Here is a 15,361-nt window from a genome sequence, read left to right on the forward strand (position 1 = left end):
GGCCCCTCAGACGTCGATCTTCGCGAGCCGGCGGATGAGCAGAATGGCCAGCGCGTACAGCCCGACCGCCGTCAGCACCGCGCCCTGGCCGAGCGGCGAGGAGCCCATGCGCTCGATGGATCCCGGCATCACCTGGTCGGTCAGGAGCAGGGTGCCCACGCCCATGACGGGCACGGTGTACGCGGTGAGGGTGACCTGCGAGAGCTGGGTGCGCACCTCGCGGCGGGTCTCCTTGCGGTCGTTGAGGGTGCCGGTGAGGTTCCGCAGCGAGCCGACGACCTGGCCGCCGGCCTTGTTGGAGAGCACCAGCGTGGAGACGAGCACGGACAGCTCGCGCGACGGCAGCCGCTCGGCGAGGTCGCCGAGGGCGTCGTCGAGCGGTACGCCCACGGCGAGCTGGTCGGTGACCTTGGTCAGCTCCTCGCCGGCCGGCGCCTCCAGCTCCTCGGCGGCGAGGCCGAGCGCGGTGCGCAGGGCGAGGCCGGCCTGGGTGGCGTTGGCGAGGATGCGGGAGAGGTCGGGGAGCTGGTTGATGAACGCCTCGATGCGCTTCTGCCGCTGCCAGTTGAGGCAGGCGTGCGCGCACCACACCCCGATGAGCCCGGCGATCGGGCCGAAGAACGCGGCGAACAGCGCGTCGGCGAGCAGCCACAGCACGGCGACGCCGGCCAGCACGTACACCGTGAACTCGCCCGGTGTGACGTCCAGCCCGGTCGTCGCGATGCGCCGCTCCAGATAGCGGCCGATGCGCGTCGGCCGCACCCGCCGGTCGACCTCCGCGAAGCGGCGCCGGGACCGCCGGTCGCCGGCGTCGGCGAGCCGGTCGAGCAGCTCGGCGCGGCGGGCGCGGCCCGCGGCGTAGACGGCGACGCCGCACACGGCGAGCGCGCCGGCGAGCAGCGACAGGCCGACGACGAGTGCGAACAACTGCTGGCGGTCCATCACCGCGCCTCCCGCGTCTGCAGGTGCCGCTCCGAGGGCGCCACCCCGAAGGCCGGCGGTACCGGCTCGCCTGCGTAGAAGAGGCGGTCGCCGGTGCGTCGCGGCAGCGGCGAGAACTCGAACCGGCCCCGGACGATCCGGTCCGAGCTGATCGGCAGGGCGCGGAAACGGCAGACGGACACCAGTTGGTAGACCTCCCGGCCGCGGGACGACAGCATCACGATCTCGTCGATCTTGCGGGTGCCGTCGGTGTGCCGCGCGAGCTGCACGATCACGTCGACGGCCGAGTTGATCTGGTCGCGCAGCGCCTCGAAGGGCACCTCGACGTCCGACATCGACGCCAGCGTCTGCAGCCGCATCAGGGCGTCCTCGGCGGAGTTGGCGTGCACGGTGGCCAGCGAGCCGTCGTGGCCCGTGGACATGGCCTGCAGCATGTCCAGCGTCTCGCCGCCGCGCACCTCGCCGACGATGATGCGGTCGGGGCGCATGCGCAGCGAGTTGCGGACGAGGTCGCGGATGGTGATCCGGCCCTTGCCCTCGACGTTCGGCGGGCGGGATTCGAGCCGGATGACGTGCGACTGCTGCAACTGCAGCTCGGCGGCGTCCTCGACCGTGATGATCCGCTCGTGCTCGGGGATGAGCCCGGAGAGCGAGTTCAGCAGGGTGGTCTTCCCGGCGCCGGTGGCGCCGGAGACGATGATGTTGAACTTCGCCCGGACCAGGCCGGAGAGGAGCAGCAGCATGTGCTCGTCGAGGGTGCCGAGGCCGATGAGTTCGGCGAGGGTGTACGAGCGCGGGAAGCGGCGGATCGTCAGGGTGGGCCCGGTCAGCGACAGCGGCGGGATGATGACGTTGACCCGCTCGCCGGTGGGCAGCCGGGCGTCGACCATGGGGGTCGACTCGTCCACGCGGCGGTTGACGGTGGAGACGATGCGTTCGATGGTCTGCATGAGCTGGTCGTCGGAGGCGAAGCGCAGCGGCAGTTGCTCGACCCGGCCGGCGCGCTCGACGTAGATCCGGTCGGGGCCGTTGACCATGATCTCGGTGACGCTCGGGTCCTCCAGCAGCGGCTCCAGGATGCCGAGCCCCAGCGCCTCGTCCACGACGCGGCGGATGAGCTGCGAGCGCTCGGCCGTGGAGAGCACGGGGCCCTCGCGGCTGAGGATGTGGCCGAGTACCCGCTCCAGCCGGGCGCGCCGCTCGGCGGGCGACAGCGCCGACATCTCGGCGAGGTCGATCTCCTCCAGCAGCTTGGCGCGGTAGGCGGGGACGAGGGTCTCGCCGTGGCCTTCCGTGCTGTGGTCGGGGGTGGTGATACGGGCCCGCAGGCTCATCGTCAGTCCTTCCCCCGCGGCATGGTGGAGCTGCGCTCCACCGAGCCGAAGTTGTCGACGCCGGGGATGAGGGACGGGATCTCGACGCTGGCGGTGACGGTGACCTCGCCGTCGCCCGAGGAGACCGAGAAGCCGGCGTCCAGCCAGTCGCTGATCGCCGCGGCGCCGGCGGCCGCGGCGGAGGACGGCGGGTCGTCCAGGGACTCCATCCGCGCCGCGGCCCGGGCGGCGGTGCCGGCCTGGGAGGCGGTGTAGGCGGCGATGCCCAACTGCACGGCGGCGAGCGCGATGAAGATGAGCACCGGCAGGAAGCCGATGTACTCGATCGCCACGGACCCCCGGTCGCGGTGCCCTCGCCGGGCCGGCGAGCCCGGCACGTCGTCCGCAGGCGGCACGCGGTGCTCCGCCCCGGCAGCGGCCCGGGCCCGCAACCGGCGGCCCCTACGCCGGAACGGCACGGCCGACGAGTCCTCCGCCGGCAGTGCGCGGCGCCCGGCCTGCGCACCGGGCCGGGTCGGTGACCCGCCGGCCCTCCGGCGGCACCCCGCGGGCGGCTTCCGGTCCCCGGCCGGCCCCGGCGCCGCGCGCCCGGTGCGGAGCCGTTTCGTACGCGATCCGCTCGCCACCCTCAGCCTCCCTCGTCCGTCGCGCCCGCGGTGCCGCTGACCGTGAACGGGAAGTCCAGCCCGCCGGGGAAGAGGACCGGCACCTTCAGGTCGACCCTGGCGGTGGTGACGCCGTTCGACGAGCCGACCGACACCGAGGCGTCCCAGGCGTCCGGCAGGTCCTCCGCCGCCGCGGCGGCCGGGTCGTCGCCGACGGCGGCGGCGCGGGCGGCCATGTCGGCGGCGTTGCCGGCGAGCGAGTAGGTGTAGCCGACGAGGACGAACTGCCAGACGACGACGAGGACCAGCGCGATCAGGGGCAGCATGCCGGCGAACTCCACCGACACCTGGCCGCGGTCCCCCCAGCGGCGCCCCCCGCGCCCTGCCGCGGGCCCCGGCGCGGCGCCGGGCCCTGCCGCCCCCGGGGCGCCGGGCGGCAGCGCCGCCTTCGCGCCGGTCGGTGCGACCTGAGGCGCGGAGCCCGTGCCGCGGCCGCCGGCGGCGACGGCGCCGGGACCGGCGCCCGCGCCCAGCGCCCGCTGCCCGCCGCCCCCGTGCGCCCCCGGTCCGCCGGGACCGCCGGCCGCACCCGGGCCCGCCTGGTCCGGCACCACCGTCAGCCCCAGCTCCCCCGCCACCGCCCACAGCGCCTGCCGCACGGTCGACTTCTGCTCCAGGTCCTGCAACCGCCCGGCGTCCACCAGCGGCTGCAGCTCCTTGAACGCCGCCGGCACCGCAGTCCGCGCCACCGTCGTCCCGGTGGCCCGCGCGATGATCGACGGCTGGATCTCGGTGTTCCGGGTGAGCCGGTTGACCAGCACGACGGTGTCCTCCGCCTTGCGAATCTGCAGCCGGTCCCACAGCCGCAGCATGCGCTTCGCGCCGCGTACGGAGATCACGTCCGGCGTCGTCACGAGCAGTGCGACGTCGGCGAGTTCGACGGCGGCGGCATTGGGCGTGGTCACCTGGCTGCCGCAGTCGAGCACCACGACCTCGTACCGCGACCGCAGCGCGCTCAGCGTCTGCCGCGCCGCGCGGTCGTCGACGTCCTCGCCGCGCTCGCCCTCGGAGGGGGCCAGCAGCAGGCCGAGGCCGGTGTGGTGGGTGAAGACGGCGTCCTGGAGCACCCGCGGCGAGATGTCCTTGATGCCCGCGAGGTCCGCGACCGAGCGGCGGAACTGCACGTCGAGGTACGAGGCGATGTCGCCGGACTGCAGGTCGAGGTCGGCGAGCGCCACCTGCCGCCCGGCGGCCCGCGCGGCGAGCGCGAGCTGCACCGCCGCGACGGTGGTGCCGACGCCGCCCTTCGCGCCGCTGACGGTGACGAGCGTGCCGCCGGGACCGCCGAACGCCTCGGGCCCCGTCGCGGCGCCGAGGTGCCGCCGGACGCCGCCGCTCCACTGCGCGGCGGCCTGCACCCGGGCGGCCAGTTCCTCGTACGCAAGCGGCTGCCCGACGACGCCGCGGGCGCCGGCGTCCATGGCGGCGGAGTAGCCGGCGGGCGAGGTGTCGGAGGTGACGAGGACGGTGCCCACGGCGGGGAAGCGCAGCGCGACGTCGCGGATCAGCTCCAGCGCGGGCACGGGACCGATCCGCTCGTGCACGAGCACGACCTCGGGCAGTTCCGCCACGCCCGTGCCGGCGAGCGTCGCGAGGTGGTCGAGCAGCGCGACGGAGTCGCCGATCGGCGCGGCGGCCTCGGCGTCGGGCAGTTGGTGGAGCAGCGAGACGGTGGCGCGCGCCGCGTCGGGGTCGGCGATGACGGGCTGGATGCGTACGGTCATGTGCGGCCCCTCACCGGTCCTCGTCGAGGGTGTACGTGCGGTCCTCGGGGGCGATGTCGGTGTCCTCCTCGCCGGGGGCGACCAGCGCGAGGCGCACGTGGGTGGCGAAGGACTCCGCGTACGCCACGCGCTGCGCGTCGGAGGTGCCGAGGGCGAAGGTGATCGGCACGGCCTCGCCCTCGTCGGCCCGCGGGTCGTCGTCGCCGGTGCGCTCGATCGGCGTCAGCTCGCCGACGTCGATGACCCGGGCGCCCGCGACGATCACCTGGGAGACGGGCTTGTCGCCGTCGCCCTGGGCGTCGAAGGTGGCGAAGATGTTGACCCGCGCGCCCGGCGTGATCTTCCCGGCGACGCCGGTGGAGGCGTCGATCATGATGGCGATCTCCTGCTGTCCCGGCTCCAGGTCCGGGCGCCCGCTGACCATGTCGCTCTGCAGCAGGGAGCCCTGCTTCAGCGGCGTGAGCGCGACCTTCCCGGCCAGCTCGTCCGGGTCGGTGACCGCGGTGTCGGGCAGCCAGCGCTTCGGCATGGTCGTCTTCTCGTACTGGTCGGGCTCCAGCGGCTCGTACGCCTCGACGTCGGTGGTGAGCCGGTACGCGGTGGCCTCGTCGCCGACCTTGGACTCCACGTCGCTGACGAACGCCAGCACGCCGGCGAAGGCGCCGAGTGCGACGAGGACCGACAGCAGGACGAGGATGATGCCGCGACGCTGGCGTGAGTTCATCGACGGGACCTCAACGGTTGATCTCGGGGGGTGACGGTGGGGCCGCGCCGACGGCGGGCTGGTGGTACGGCGGTACGGACTGCGGCGGCGGCTGCGCGACGGGCGGGGGCGCGCCCTGGTGCGGTACGGGCGCCGGCACCGCCTGCGGCAGCGGGGGCGAGGGGGCGGCGGGCCCCGGGGGCACCGGGGTGGCGCACAGCAGGCACCGGTCGCCGATGATCTCCAGGCCGCACCACGAGCAGCGGGCCCGCTGCACCGAGGCGACGAGCCGGCTCAGCACCAGCGGGTCGGTGATGCCGGCGGCGAACTCGCACACCTTGTCCGTCGCCCACCAGGGCGCCGAGGCCGCGGGCAGCGGCGCCATCTCCATCCCCTGCACCCGCCAGCCGGCGGCGAGTTCGCCGGTGACCCAGGCCGCGTCGGCGCGCCCGGAGGCGTGCACGAGCCCGGTGGCGAAGTCGGGCCCCGGCGGCACGGGGTCGCGGCCGATCCGTACCAACTGAGGGTGGGGCGCGGCGAGGACGGCGAACTGCGCGCCGGGCACCCAGGAGCGGGCGTGCGCGCCGAGGGTCACCGGCACCCGGTCGAGCTTGGCGACGCTGCCGAGCACGGCGCCCGCGTGGATGTAGTGCGTGAGCAGCCGGGCGGCGGTGGCGAGCACTCCGGCGCCGAGGTCGGCGGTGGACAACTGGAGCAACTGGCGGGCGATGACGGCGACGGCCAGCGGCGGTAACGGCAGCGGGACCAGCGCCATCCGGTCGCTCTCCAGCACGGACCGCACGGTGTGCAGCCGGCGGACCACCTCGGCGGAGGTGGCGGCGGGATGGAGCACGACGAGGAAGCCGTGCTGCTCCAGCACGGCGGACACCTCCGCCAGCGCCTCCTCCAGGGGCTGCTCCCGCGGGTGGCGCAGCGCCGTCACCGTGGGTCCCGGGAGGCCGGGCGGGCCCTGCCGGCCGAGGGGCCCGTGCCGGCCGGGGGCAGGGAGCACGAGGTCGGGGCCGGTGACTGCGATGGCTGTTGGCACGTCGGGCGTCCCCCCACCGGTCTCAGACACGCTCTGAGCACCATAACCGGGACGTGGGCTGCGGAAACACCTTTTATGCAAAGAGGGTTGGGTGCACGGCGGCCGGGCGGGGGGCGGGCCGGACGGCGCCGTTCGGGGTGCGGCTCCCGTACGGGAAGACTTGACACCCGTATTGGTCTGGACCAAGTTGTGCGGCGCACCCTGCACCGATCCGCACCATCCCTGATCCGTACGCCCCAGGCCCACCCGCTACCCCGCACAGTCCGGCTCCTCACGCGCTCCCCCGTTACGGAGGCCCCCGTGTTCCGAGCACGCAGACCCCGCACGCCCCGCACCGCCCGTACCGCCAGAGGCTCCTTCCGCCGACTCGCCGTCGCCGCGGCCGGCGGCCTCCTCGCCACGCTCCTCGGCGCCCCGCTCGCCGCGTCCGCGGAGCCCAACCTCGTCCAGAACCCCGGCTTCGAGTCCGGCCTCAGCGGCTGGACCTGCTCGGGCACCGCCGGCACCACCGTCGCCAGTCCGGTGCACTCCGGCACCGCGGCGCTCCGTGCCACCCCGGCGGGGCAGGACAACGCCCGCTGCACGCAGAGCGTCGCGGTCCGGCCCAACTCCGCGTACGAGCTGAGCGCGTGGGTACAGGGCTCGTACATCTACCTGGGCGCCGGCGGCACCGGCACCACCGACGTCTCGGCCTGGACCTCCGGGGCGTCCTCGTACACCCAGCTCAAGACGAGCTTCACCACCGGGCCCAACACCACGTCGGTGACCGTCTACACCCACGGCTGGTACGGCCAGCCCGCCTACCACGCCGACGACGTCAGCCTCACCGGGCCCGGCGGCGACCCGGGCACCGTCCCCGCCACGCCCACCGGCCTCCAGGTCACCGGCACCGCCGCCCGCTCCGTCTCGCTGGGCTGGTCCCCCGTCACCGGCGCGACCGGCTACAACGTCTACCGCGACGGCACGAAGGTGCTCAGCACCGGCGGCGCCTCCGCGACCGTCACCGGGCTGACGCCCTCGACCGCGTACCGGTTCCAGGTGACGGCGACCAACGCCGCCGGGGAGTCCCCGAAGTCCGCGGCCGCCACGGGCACCACCACCCCGGACGGCGGCGGCCCCGGCGTGCCGAAGCACGCGGTGACGGGCTACTGGCAGAACTTCAACAACGGCGCGGCGGTCCAGAAGATCCGCGACGTCAGCAGCCAGTACGACATCATCGCGGTCGCCTTCGCCGACGCGACCGCCGCGCCGGGCGCGGTGACCTTCAACCTCGACTCGGCCGGGCTCGGCGGCTACACCGTCGCCGAGTTCAAGCAGGACATCGCCGCCAAGCAGCAGGCAGGCAAGTCCGTGATCATCTCGGTCGGCGGCGAGAAGGGCACGGTCGCCGTCAACTCCTCCACCGCGGCGGCGAACTTCGCGAACAGCCTGTACTCGCTGATGACGGAGTACGGCTTCGACGGGGTCGACATCGACCTGGAGAACGGGCTGAACTCCACCTACATGACGCAGGCGCTGCGCTCGCTGTCGCAGAAGGCGGGCCCCGATCTCGTCATCACGATGGCGCCGCAGACCATCGACATGCAGTCGACCGCCGGCGAGTACTTCAAGACGGCGCTGAACATCAAGGACATCCTCACCGTCGTCAACATGCAGTACTACAACAGCGGCACGATGCTCGGCTGCGACGGCGGCGTGTACGCCCAGGGCACGATCAACTTCCTCACCGCCCTGGCCTGCATCCAGCTCGAAGGCGGGCTCGCTCCCTCGCAGGTCGGCCTCGGCCTGCCCGCCTCCACCCGGGCCGCGGGCGGCGGCTACACCGCGCCGTCCGTCGTCAACGCCGCGCTGGACTGCCTCACCCGGGGCACGAACTGCGGCTCGTTCAAGCCCCCGCGGACGTACCCCGACCTGCGCGGCGCGATGACGTGGTCGACCAACTGGGACGCCACCGCGGGCAACTCCTGGTCCGGCGCCGTGGGGCCGCACGTGCACGCCCTGCCCTGACCGGCCGTCCGTCCGCGGCCGGCCGCCTCCCGCCCTGCCGGCCGCGCCGGCGGCCCGCGGCCCGCCCGCCCGCGCAACCCGGGCGGGCGGGCCCGTATCCGCCCCGCTACCAGGGCAGGTCCCTGATCTGCTGCACGCACAGCACGATGAAGAGCATCCCGGAGACGGTCAGCAGCGCGTTGCTGAGCAGGCCGTTGCGCCACTGCCGCGGGGTGCGGTCGGTGTTGAGCAGCCACAGCAGCGTCAGCGCGAGGAACGGCATGAAGAACGCCCCGAGCACGCCGTAGGTGATGACGATGCCGAACGGCTGGTCGAGCCAGAGCAGCGTCATCGGCGGGAAGGTCAGCCACAGCAGGTACGCCCGGAACGGCAGCGACCGCTCCCGGCTGCCCGCGGCGACCTCCCGCGCGCTGCCGTCACCGCCGCCCGCGCCGCGCACGTTCTCCACGAAGTCCGCGAAGAGCAGGCTGACGCCGTGCCAGACGCCGACGAGCGAGGTGAACGAGGTGGCGAAGAAGCCGACGAGGAAGAGGTTCGCGGTGGCCGCGCCGTAGCGCTCCTCGAGGACGTCGCCGAGGTCGACCAGTCCCTTGTCGCCCGACTCCAGGGTGAGCTGGGTGGCGTGCAGCAGCTCGGCGCCGACGAGCAGCATCGCGACGACGAAGATTCCGGTGGTGAGGTACGCGACCCGGTTGTCGAGCCGCATCACCTTCAGCCAGCCGATGTCCGTCCAGCCCTTGGCGTTGACCCAGTAGCCGTAGGCGGCCATGGTGATCGTGCCGCCGACGCCCCCGATCAGGCCGAGGGTGTACAGCAGCGAGTCGTCGGGCAGCGTGGGCCAGAGCCCCGCGGAGGCGTCCCCGATGTTCGGGGAGACGCGGATCGCGACGTACACGACGACCACGAACATGACGCCGACGAGGACGGTCATGACCTTCTCGAAGACCGCGTAGCGGTTGAACCAGACGAAGACCAGGCCGACCAGGCCCGTGAGGATGCCCCAGACCTTCAGCTCGGGACCGTCCGGGAAGAGCGCGACCAGCGGCAGCGCGGAGGACGACATGGCGGTGGCACCGTAGACGAAGCCCCAGATGACCACGTAGATGGCGAAGTAGACGGAGGTCCAGGCGCCGAGGGTGCGCCAGCCCTCGAACAGCGTGCGTCCGGTGGCCAGATGCCAGCGGCCGACGGCCTCGGCGAGGGCGATCTTGACGACGCAGCCTATGACGGCGGCCCAGAGCAGGGTGTAGCCGAACTTGCTGCCGGCGAGCAGCGTGGCCACCAGGTCGCCGGCGCCGACGCCGGTCGCGGCGACGACGATCCCCGGCCCGACGTGGCGCCACTTGGCCTTTCTCATCACGGGCGGTGCGGACGCAGGCTCGGTGCGGTCAGCCATGAGCGGCTCCTTCGCAGCTCGTCCCCCCTGCGAAATCTCCGGCATTGATAAGGGATCCGCGGACAGGCGCACAAGAGGGCGTACGCGGCGGAAGGCCGGGGGCCTCTTGACCTGACCACGCCAGGTTCAGAACCATTGACGCGCACCACCACCCCACACGACACGACGTCGCCATGCACCACCCCACACCTCCACATCCAGGAGCAGGCATGCGACTACGCATTCGGTCGGTGACCCTGACCGCGGTGCTCGCCCTCACCGCCGCCGGCGCCCTCAGCGCCGCCGGTGCGGAACCCGGCGCCCAGCCGGCGCGGGCCAGCGGGACGGGCGCCTCCCAGGCGCAAGAACGTGAGCAGATCCGGCAGTACGAAGTCCTCGGCCAGACCGGCCGCGAGGCCCGTACCCGCCTCGCCGCCACCGGCGTGTCCGTCGACGAGGTACGCGACCACTCCGTGGTCGTCTCCGCCGACGGCGCCCAGGCCCGGCAACTCCGCGCACTCGGCTACCGGCTCGAACAGCTCCCCGCACCGCCCGCGCGGCTGGCGGACAAGCCCCCCACGACGCTCGACTTCCCGCCGGCCGACTCGCGCTACCACAACTACGCGGAGATGACCGCGGAGATCGACCGGCTGATCGCCGCGAAACCGGACCTCATCAGCAAGCGGGTCATCGGCACCTCGTACGAGGGCCGCGACATCGTCGCCGTCAAGGTCAGCGACAACGTGCGCACCGACGAGAACGAGCCCGAGGTCCTCTTCACCCACCACCAGCACGCCCGCGAGCACCTGACCGTCGAGATGGCGCTGTACCTGCTGGGCGAGTTCGCCGACGGCTACGGCACCGACCAGCGGATCACCGACGTCGTCAACGGCCGCGAGATCTGGATCGTGCCGGACCTGAACCCGGACGGCGGCGAGTACGACATCGCCACCGGCTCGTACCGGAGCTGGCGCAAGAACCGCCAGCCCAACTCCGGTTCCAGCGCGGTCGGCACGGACCTGAACCGTAACTGGAACTACCGCTGGGGCTGCTGCGGCGGCTCCTCCGGCAGCCCGTCCTCCGAGACCTACCGCGGCACCGCGGCCGAGTCGGCCAAGGAGGTCAAGGTCGTCGCCGACTTCGCGCGCAGCCGGGTGGTGGGCGGCAAGCAGCAGATCAAGGCGGGGATCGACTTCCACACGTACAGCGAGCTGGTGCTGTGGCCGTACGGGTACACGTACAACGACACGGGCCCCGGCCTGACGCAGGACGACCGCGACGCGTTCGCGGCGGTCGGCCAGAAGATGGCCGCGAGCAACGGCTACACGCCGCAGCAGTCGAGCGACCTCTACATCACGGACGGGTCGGTCAACGACTACCTCTGGGGCGAGCAGAAGATCTTCAGCTACACGTTCGAGATGTACCCGCGCTCGGCGAGCGGCGGCGGGTTCTACCCGCCCGACGAGGTCATCGACCGGGAGACGAGCCGCAACCGGGACGCGGTGCTGCAACTGCTGGAGAACGCCGACTGCATGTACCGCTCGATCGGCAAGGAGGCGCAGTACTGCACCGGCTGACGCCTGCGGCGCGCCCCCGGGACCGGGGGCGCGCCGTACCTTGCTGACGTGCGGGGCTTGCGGGCGAGGGCTTGCGGTCAGGCGGCGCGGCCGTAGCGGGCGAGCGCGTCCCGTACGGAGACGTTACCGGCGGGCGCCGGGCCGGCGCCGCGCTCGGCGGCCTTGAGCCGGCGGTCGGTGAGGCGCTCGCGCCGGTCGAAGTACAGGGCCGGACCCGCGAGGATCGCGGCCATCAGGAGCAGGACCAGGATGCCGACGGTGTAGTCGAGGATCGCGTTCATGTCCTCTACGGTCCCGGATCCTTGCACACACAAACAGTGGCAGCTCTGCCATAGGGCTTCGAATTACTGCCAACCCGGTGGCATACTGTCCGCATGCTCTCCAAAGTGGTGTGTCTGCTCACCGACGAGGTCAACGCCTTCGAGCTGGGCGTCATCTGCGAGGTCTTCGGCATGGACCGCCGCGAGGAGGGCCTGCCGGTCTACGACTTCTCCTTCGCCACCCCGCGCCCGGGACGCGTCACCGTCCACCCCGGCCTCCCCGTCGAGGTGGCGCACGGCCTGGAGCAGTTCGCCGGCGCCGACCTGATCGCCATTCCGGCCGGCCAGGGGTTCGCGTACCGCGACTTCCCGCCCGAGCTGCTGCACGCGCTGCGCGAGGCGGTCGCGCGCGGCACGAAGGTGCTGAGCGTGTGCACCGGCGGGTTCCTGCTCGCCCAGGCGGGGCTGCTGGACGGCCGCCGCTGCACGACGCACTGGATGTTCGCCGACCGCCTCAAGCGCGAGTACCCGCGGGCGCTCGTCGAGCCGGGCGTCCTCTACGTCGTCGACGGCCCGGTGCTCACCTCCGCCGGCACCGCCTCCGGCATCGACGCCTGCCTCGCCCTCGTCCGCGAGGAGCAGGGCAGCAAGGTGGCCAACGCGATCGCCCGCCGGATGGTCGTCCCGCCGCACCGGGACGGCGGCCAGGCGCAGTACATCGACCGGCCGGTGCGCGGCACGTGCGACGACGACGCCATCGCCCGGGTGCTGGCCTGGATGCAGGAGCACCTGGACGAGGACGCCACGGTGGAGCAGTTGGCGGCGCGGGCGCATCTGGCGCCGCGGACGTTCGCCCGCCGCTTCCAGCAGGAGACGGGCACGACGCCGTACCAGTGGCTGCTCGGCCAGCGGCTGCTGCTGGCGCAGCAGTTGCTGGAGGAGACCGACGCCACGGTGGACGCCATCGCCGCCCGCGCGGGCTTCGGCAACGCGGCGACGCTGCGCCACCACTTCCTGCGCCGGCTGGGCACCACGCCGAACACCTACCGGCGGACGTTCCGCGGCCCGGCCGTCGGCGCGGGGCGCTGACGGCCGGGGAGCGGTGGGCGTCCGGTCAGCCGAGGACGGCCAGGCAGTCGATCTCCACGAGCAGCCCGGCGGGCAGCCCGACGTAGACGGTCGTACGCGCCGCCGGCGGCTGCTCCAGCTCCGCGAAGTAGGCGTCGTAGATCTGGTTGAACTCGGCGAAGTGTGCGGTGTCGGTGAGGTACACGCGGATCATCACCGCGTCCTCCCACGACGCGCCGCCCTCCTCCAGCACCGCCTTGACGTTGGACAGCGTCTGCTCGGTCTGCGCCCGCAGGTCCGGGCCCGCCGGGGTCGGCGGCTTGCCCTCCTCGGCCGGCAGGAAGCCGACCTGTCCTGCGACCTGGAGGATGTTGCCCTTGCGCACGCCCGCAGAGAAGCGTGCCGGCGGCGGTACGTGGGTGGCGGGGGTGACGTCGGTCTTCTGGGCCTTGTCGCTCATGCGGGCACTCTTCCGGAGTAGTCGTCACTGATCGCTGCCGCCGTGCGGCGGAGCTGCGGGAGGAGGGTCATCAGCTCGTCCGCGGTGACGACGACGTTCGGCGCCGACAGGGAGCAGGCGGCGACGGTACGGCCGTCGGCGCCGCGGATGGGGGCGCCGATGCAGTTGATGGACTCCTCGTGGCCGCCGAAGTCGGTGGCCCACCCCTGCTCGCGCACCGCGGCCAGCTCGGTGAGCAGGGCCTGCGCGTCGGGCGTCGAACGGGGGGTGTACATGGGGTATTCGAGCCGCTCGGCGACGGCGCGCCGCTCCGGGTCCGGCAGGTCGGCGAGGAGCAGCTTGGCCACGGCCGCGACGGTGATCGCAACGGGCCGGCCGATGCGCGAGTACATCCGCACCGGGTAGCGGCTGTCGACCTTGTCGATGTACATCACCTCGCGGTCCTCGTAGACCGCGAGGTGCACGGTATGCCCGGTCTGCTCGCCGAGCTTCACCAGGTGCGGGTGGGCGATCTCGCGGACGTCCAGGCTCTCGGCCGCCGCCTGGGCGAGGGCGAAGAGCCGGGCGCCGAGGCGGTAGCGCTGGTCGTCCTGGCGGTAGACCAGGCCGTGTTCGTGGAGGGTGCGCAGCAGCCGCATGGCGGTGGTCTTGTGCACGCCGAGCCGGGTGGCGACCTGTTCCAGGCCCGCGGGCCCTTCGGCGAGCATGGGCAGGATGGCGAGCGCGCGGCCGACCGACTGGCTCATCGCGACCTCCCGCTGCCGTGGCTCGTAGCTCCGTACCGCCGGCTGCGACCACCGGCTGCGTACCGCCGGCCGTTGACCAGCCGTTCGCCCGGATGTTAGACAGCGGTGTCGATATACGCAATGCACGTTGCGCGGTGCGCAACCAACCTGCTGGAGGGCTTCATGGCGTCGCTCGCCGAGCTGGCGGAAGAACGTATCGACCACCGCTTCAAGGGCCTGCCGCCCGACGCGGCCGGGCTCACGGTGGGCGAGCTGGCCGCCGAGCGCCGCTCGCTCTTCACCGGCGGCTTCACCACCCCGGTGCTCACGCTCTCCGCGCCCGCGCTGGCGCACAACCTCGGCGCGCTCGAACGCTTCTCCGCCGCGCACGGGCTGGCCTTCGCGCCGCACGGCAAGACGACGATGGCCCCCCAGCTCTTCGCCCGCCAGCTCGACCACGGCGCCTGGGGCATCACGGTCGCGGTCCCCCACCAGGCGCGGGTGGCGCGGGCCTTCGGCGTCCGGCGGGTCTTCCTCGCCAACGAACTGGTCGACGCGGCCGCGCTGCGCTGGCTCGCCGCCGAGCTGGCCGCGGACCCGGACTTCCGGCTCGTCTGCTACGTCGACTCGGTGCGCGGCGTCGAGCTGATGGACGCGGCGCTGCGGGCGGCCGGGGCGACGCGGCCCGTGGAGGTCACCGTCGAGCTGGGCGCAGGTCCCGGCGCGCGCACCGGGGCGCGTACGGAGGCCGACTGCCGCGCGGTCGCCGAGGCGGCGGCGCGGGCGGGGACGCTGCGGCTGGTCGGGGTCGCCGGGTACGAGGCGGAGGCGCCGGGGGCGGACGCCGCGGTGGTACGGGGCTGGATGGCACGGCTGCTGGGTCTCGCGGCGGAGTTCGACGCCGCGGGGCTCTTCGCGGAGACCGACGAGATCGTGGTGAGCGCCGGGGGCAGCGCGTGGTTCGACGCCGTCGCGGACGGCTTCGCGGCGGCGCCGGAGCTGTCGCGTCCGGTGCTCAAGCTGCTGCGCTCGGGCGCGTACATCAGCCATGACGACGGGCACTACACCCGGGTGACGCCGTTCAACCGGGTGCCGGGCGAGGGGTCGCTGACGCCGGCGTTCCGGCTGTGGACGCAGGTGGTCTCGCGGCCGGAGCCGGGGCAGGCGTTCGTCAACGCCGGGAAGCGGGACGCCGCGTACGACCTGGACCTGCCGGTGCCTGCGGCGGTGCGCAGGTTCGACGCGGCCGGCGGGGCGGGCGCCGAACGGGCCGCGACCGGCATCACCGTACGCAAGCTCTCGGACCAGCACGCCTGGCTGGACGTGGCTCCCGGCGGCGTGGAGCCGGAGGTCGGGGACTGGGTGGCGCTGGCGTTGTCGCACCCGTGCACGATCTTCGACAAGTGGCAGCTCATCCCGCTGGTGGAGGAGGACGGTACGGTCACGGAGTACGTACGGACCTTCTTCTGAGCG

At 73.3% G+C, this 15,361-nt stretch carries 14 protein-coding genes; 4 read left to right on the forward strand and 10 right to left on the reverse strand.

All coding sequences use genetic code 11. The features are described 5' to 3' along the window. Positions 1 to 6: 6 nt before the first annotated feature. From FB457_RS01760 to FB457_RS01785, 6 genes are all read right to left on the reverse strand, one after another. Positions 7 to 942 carry a type II secretion system F family protein gene (locus FB457_RS01760; RefSeq protein WP_047017770.1) on the reverse strand — a complete coding sequence of 312 codons (936 nt, stop codon included), beginning with the start codon at positions 940 to 942 and terminating at the stop codon, positions 7 to 9. Then, positions 942 to 2,276, reverse strand: a complete 1,335-nt coding sequence (locus FB457_RS01765; RefSeq protein ID WP_047017769.1) for a TadA family conjugal transfer-associated ATPase — start codon at positions 2,274 to 2,276, stop codon at positions 942 to 944. Before FB457_RS01765 ends, FB457_RS01760 begins: the two co-directional genes overlap by 1 nt. A 2-nt stretch (positions 2,277 to 2,278) precedes the next feature. Next, positions 2,279 to 2,671 (reverse strand): TadE/TadG family type IV pilus assembly protein, encoded by a 393-nt coding sequence (locus tag FB457_RS01770; RefSeq protein WP_253911403.1) that lies wholly within the window; start codon positions 2,669 to 2,671, stop codon positions 2,279 to 2,281. A 233-nt stretch (positions 2,672 to 2,904) separates the two neighbouring features. After that, positions 2,905 to 4,665, reverse strand: coding sequence for an AAA family ATPase (locus FB457_RS01775; protein ID WP_145780558.1), 1,761 nt, complete (start codon positions 4,663 to 4,665; stop codon positions 2,905 to 2,907). 10 nt (positions 4,666 to 4,675) lie between these two features. Next, on the reverse strand, positions 4,676 to 5,389 hold the full coding sequence (cpaB, locus tag FB457_RS01780) for a Flp pilus assembly protein CpaB (RefSeq protein ID WP_047017767.1): 714 nt from the start codon (positions 5,387 to 5,389) through the stop codon (positions 4,676 to 4,678). Between the two features lie 10 nt (positions 5,390 to 5,399). Then, the gene (locus FB457_RS01785; protein WP_047020328.1) at positions 5,400 to 6,380 is read right to left on the reverse strand and encodes a hypothetical protein; all 981 of its coding nucleotides are present in this window, start codon (positions 6,378 to 6,380) and stop codon (positions 5,400 to 5,402) included. Between the two features lie 336 nt (positions 6,381 to 6,716). On the opposite strand from FB457_RS01785, the gene FB457_RS01790 reads away from it, so the two are divergent. Then, positions 6,717 to 8,423 carry a chitinase gene (locus FB457_RS01790; protein ID WP_047017766.1) on the forward strand — a complete coding sequence of 569 codons (1,707 nt, stop codon included), beginning with the start codon at positions 6,717 to 6,719 and terminating at the stop codon, positions 8,421 to 8,423. Positions 8,424 to 8,529: 106 nt separating this feature from the next. Here FB457_RS01790 and FB457_RS01795 read toward each other — a convergent pair whose 3' ends face one another. Next, a complete protein-coding gene (locus tag FB457_RS01795; RefSeq protein WP_047017765.1) occupies positions 8,530 to 9,819 on the reverse strand; it encodes an Nramp family divalent metal transporter in 1,290 nt (429 codons plus the stop codon). Between the two features lie 209 nt (positions 9,820 to 10,028). Between FB457_RS01795 and FB457_RS01800 the strand changes: the two genes are divergently transcribed. Then, entirely contained in the window at positions 10,029 to 11,375 is a 1,347-nt protein-coding gene (locus tag FB457_RS01800) for a M14 family metallopeptidase (RefSeq protein WP_078898419.1), read from the forward strand. A 77-nt stretch (positions 11,376 to 11,452) separates the two neighbouring features. Here the strand turns inward: FB457_RS01800 and FB457_RS01805 are convergent, their stop codons facing one another. After that, on the reverse strand, positions 11,453 to 11,656 hold the full coding sequence (locus FB457_RS01805) for a hypothetical protein (RefSeq protein WP_145780560.1): 204 nt from the start codon (positions 11,654 to 11,656) through the stop codon (positions 11,453 to 11,455). Between the two features lie 93 nt (positions 11,657 to 11,749). On the opposite strand from FB457_RS01805, the gene FB457_RS01810 reads away from it, so the two are divergent. Then, positions 11,750 to 12,724: a GlxA family transcriptional regulator gene (locus tag FB457_RS01810; RefSeq protein ID WP_047017762.1), complete on the forward strand. Its 975-nt coding sequence runs from the start codon at positions 11,750 to 11,752 to the stop codon at positions 12,722 to 12,724. 25 nt (positions 12,725 to 12,749) lie between these two features. Here the strand turns inward: FB457_RS01810 and FB457_RS01815 are convergent, their stop codons facing one another. Together FB457_RS01815 and FB457_RS01820 are read right to left on the reverse strand one after the other, a co-directional pair. Continuing rightward, complete coding sequence (locus tag FB457_RS01815) at positions 12,750 to 13,163, reverse strand: RidA family protein (protein ID WP_018834583.1); 414 nt, start codon at positions 13,161 to 13,163, stop codon at positions 12,750 to 12,752. After that, on the reverse strand, positions 13,160 to 13,909 hold the full coding sequence (locus tag FB457_RS01820) for an IclR family transcriptional regulator (protein ID WP_047017761.1): 750 nt from the start codon (positions 13,907 to 13,909) through the stop codon (positions 13,160 to 13,162). Before FB457_RS01820 ends, FB457_RS01815 begins: the two co-directional genes overlap by 4 nt. A 120-nt stretch (positions 13,910 to 14,029) precedes the next feature. Here FB457_RS01820 and FB457_RS01825 point away from each other — a divergent pair, with 120 nt between their 5' ends. Beyond that, entirely contained in the window at positions 14,030 to 15,358 is a 1,329-nt protein-coding gene (locus tag FB457_RS01825; protein ID WP_047017760.1) for an alanine racemase, read from the forward strand. The last annotated feature ends 3 nt before the right edge of the window (positions 15,359 to 15,361 follow it).

The sequence above is a fragment of the Streptomyces sp. CNZ287 genome (assembly GCF_007827615.1).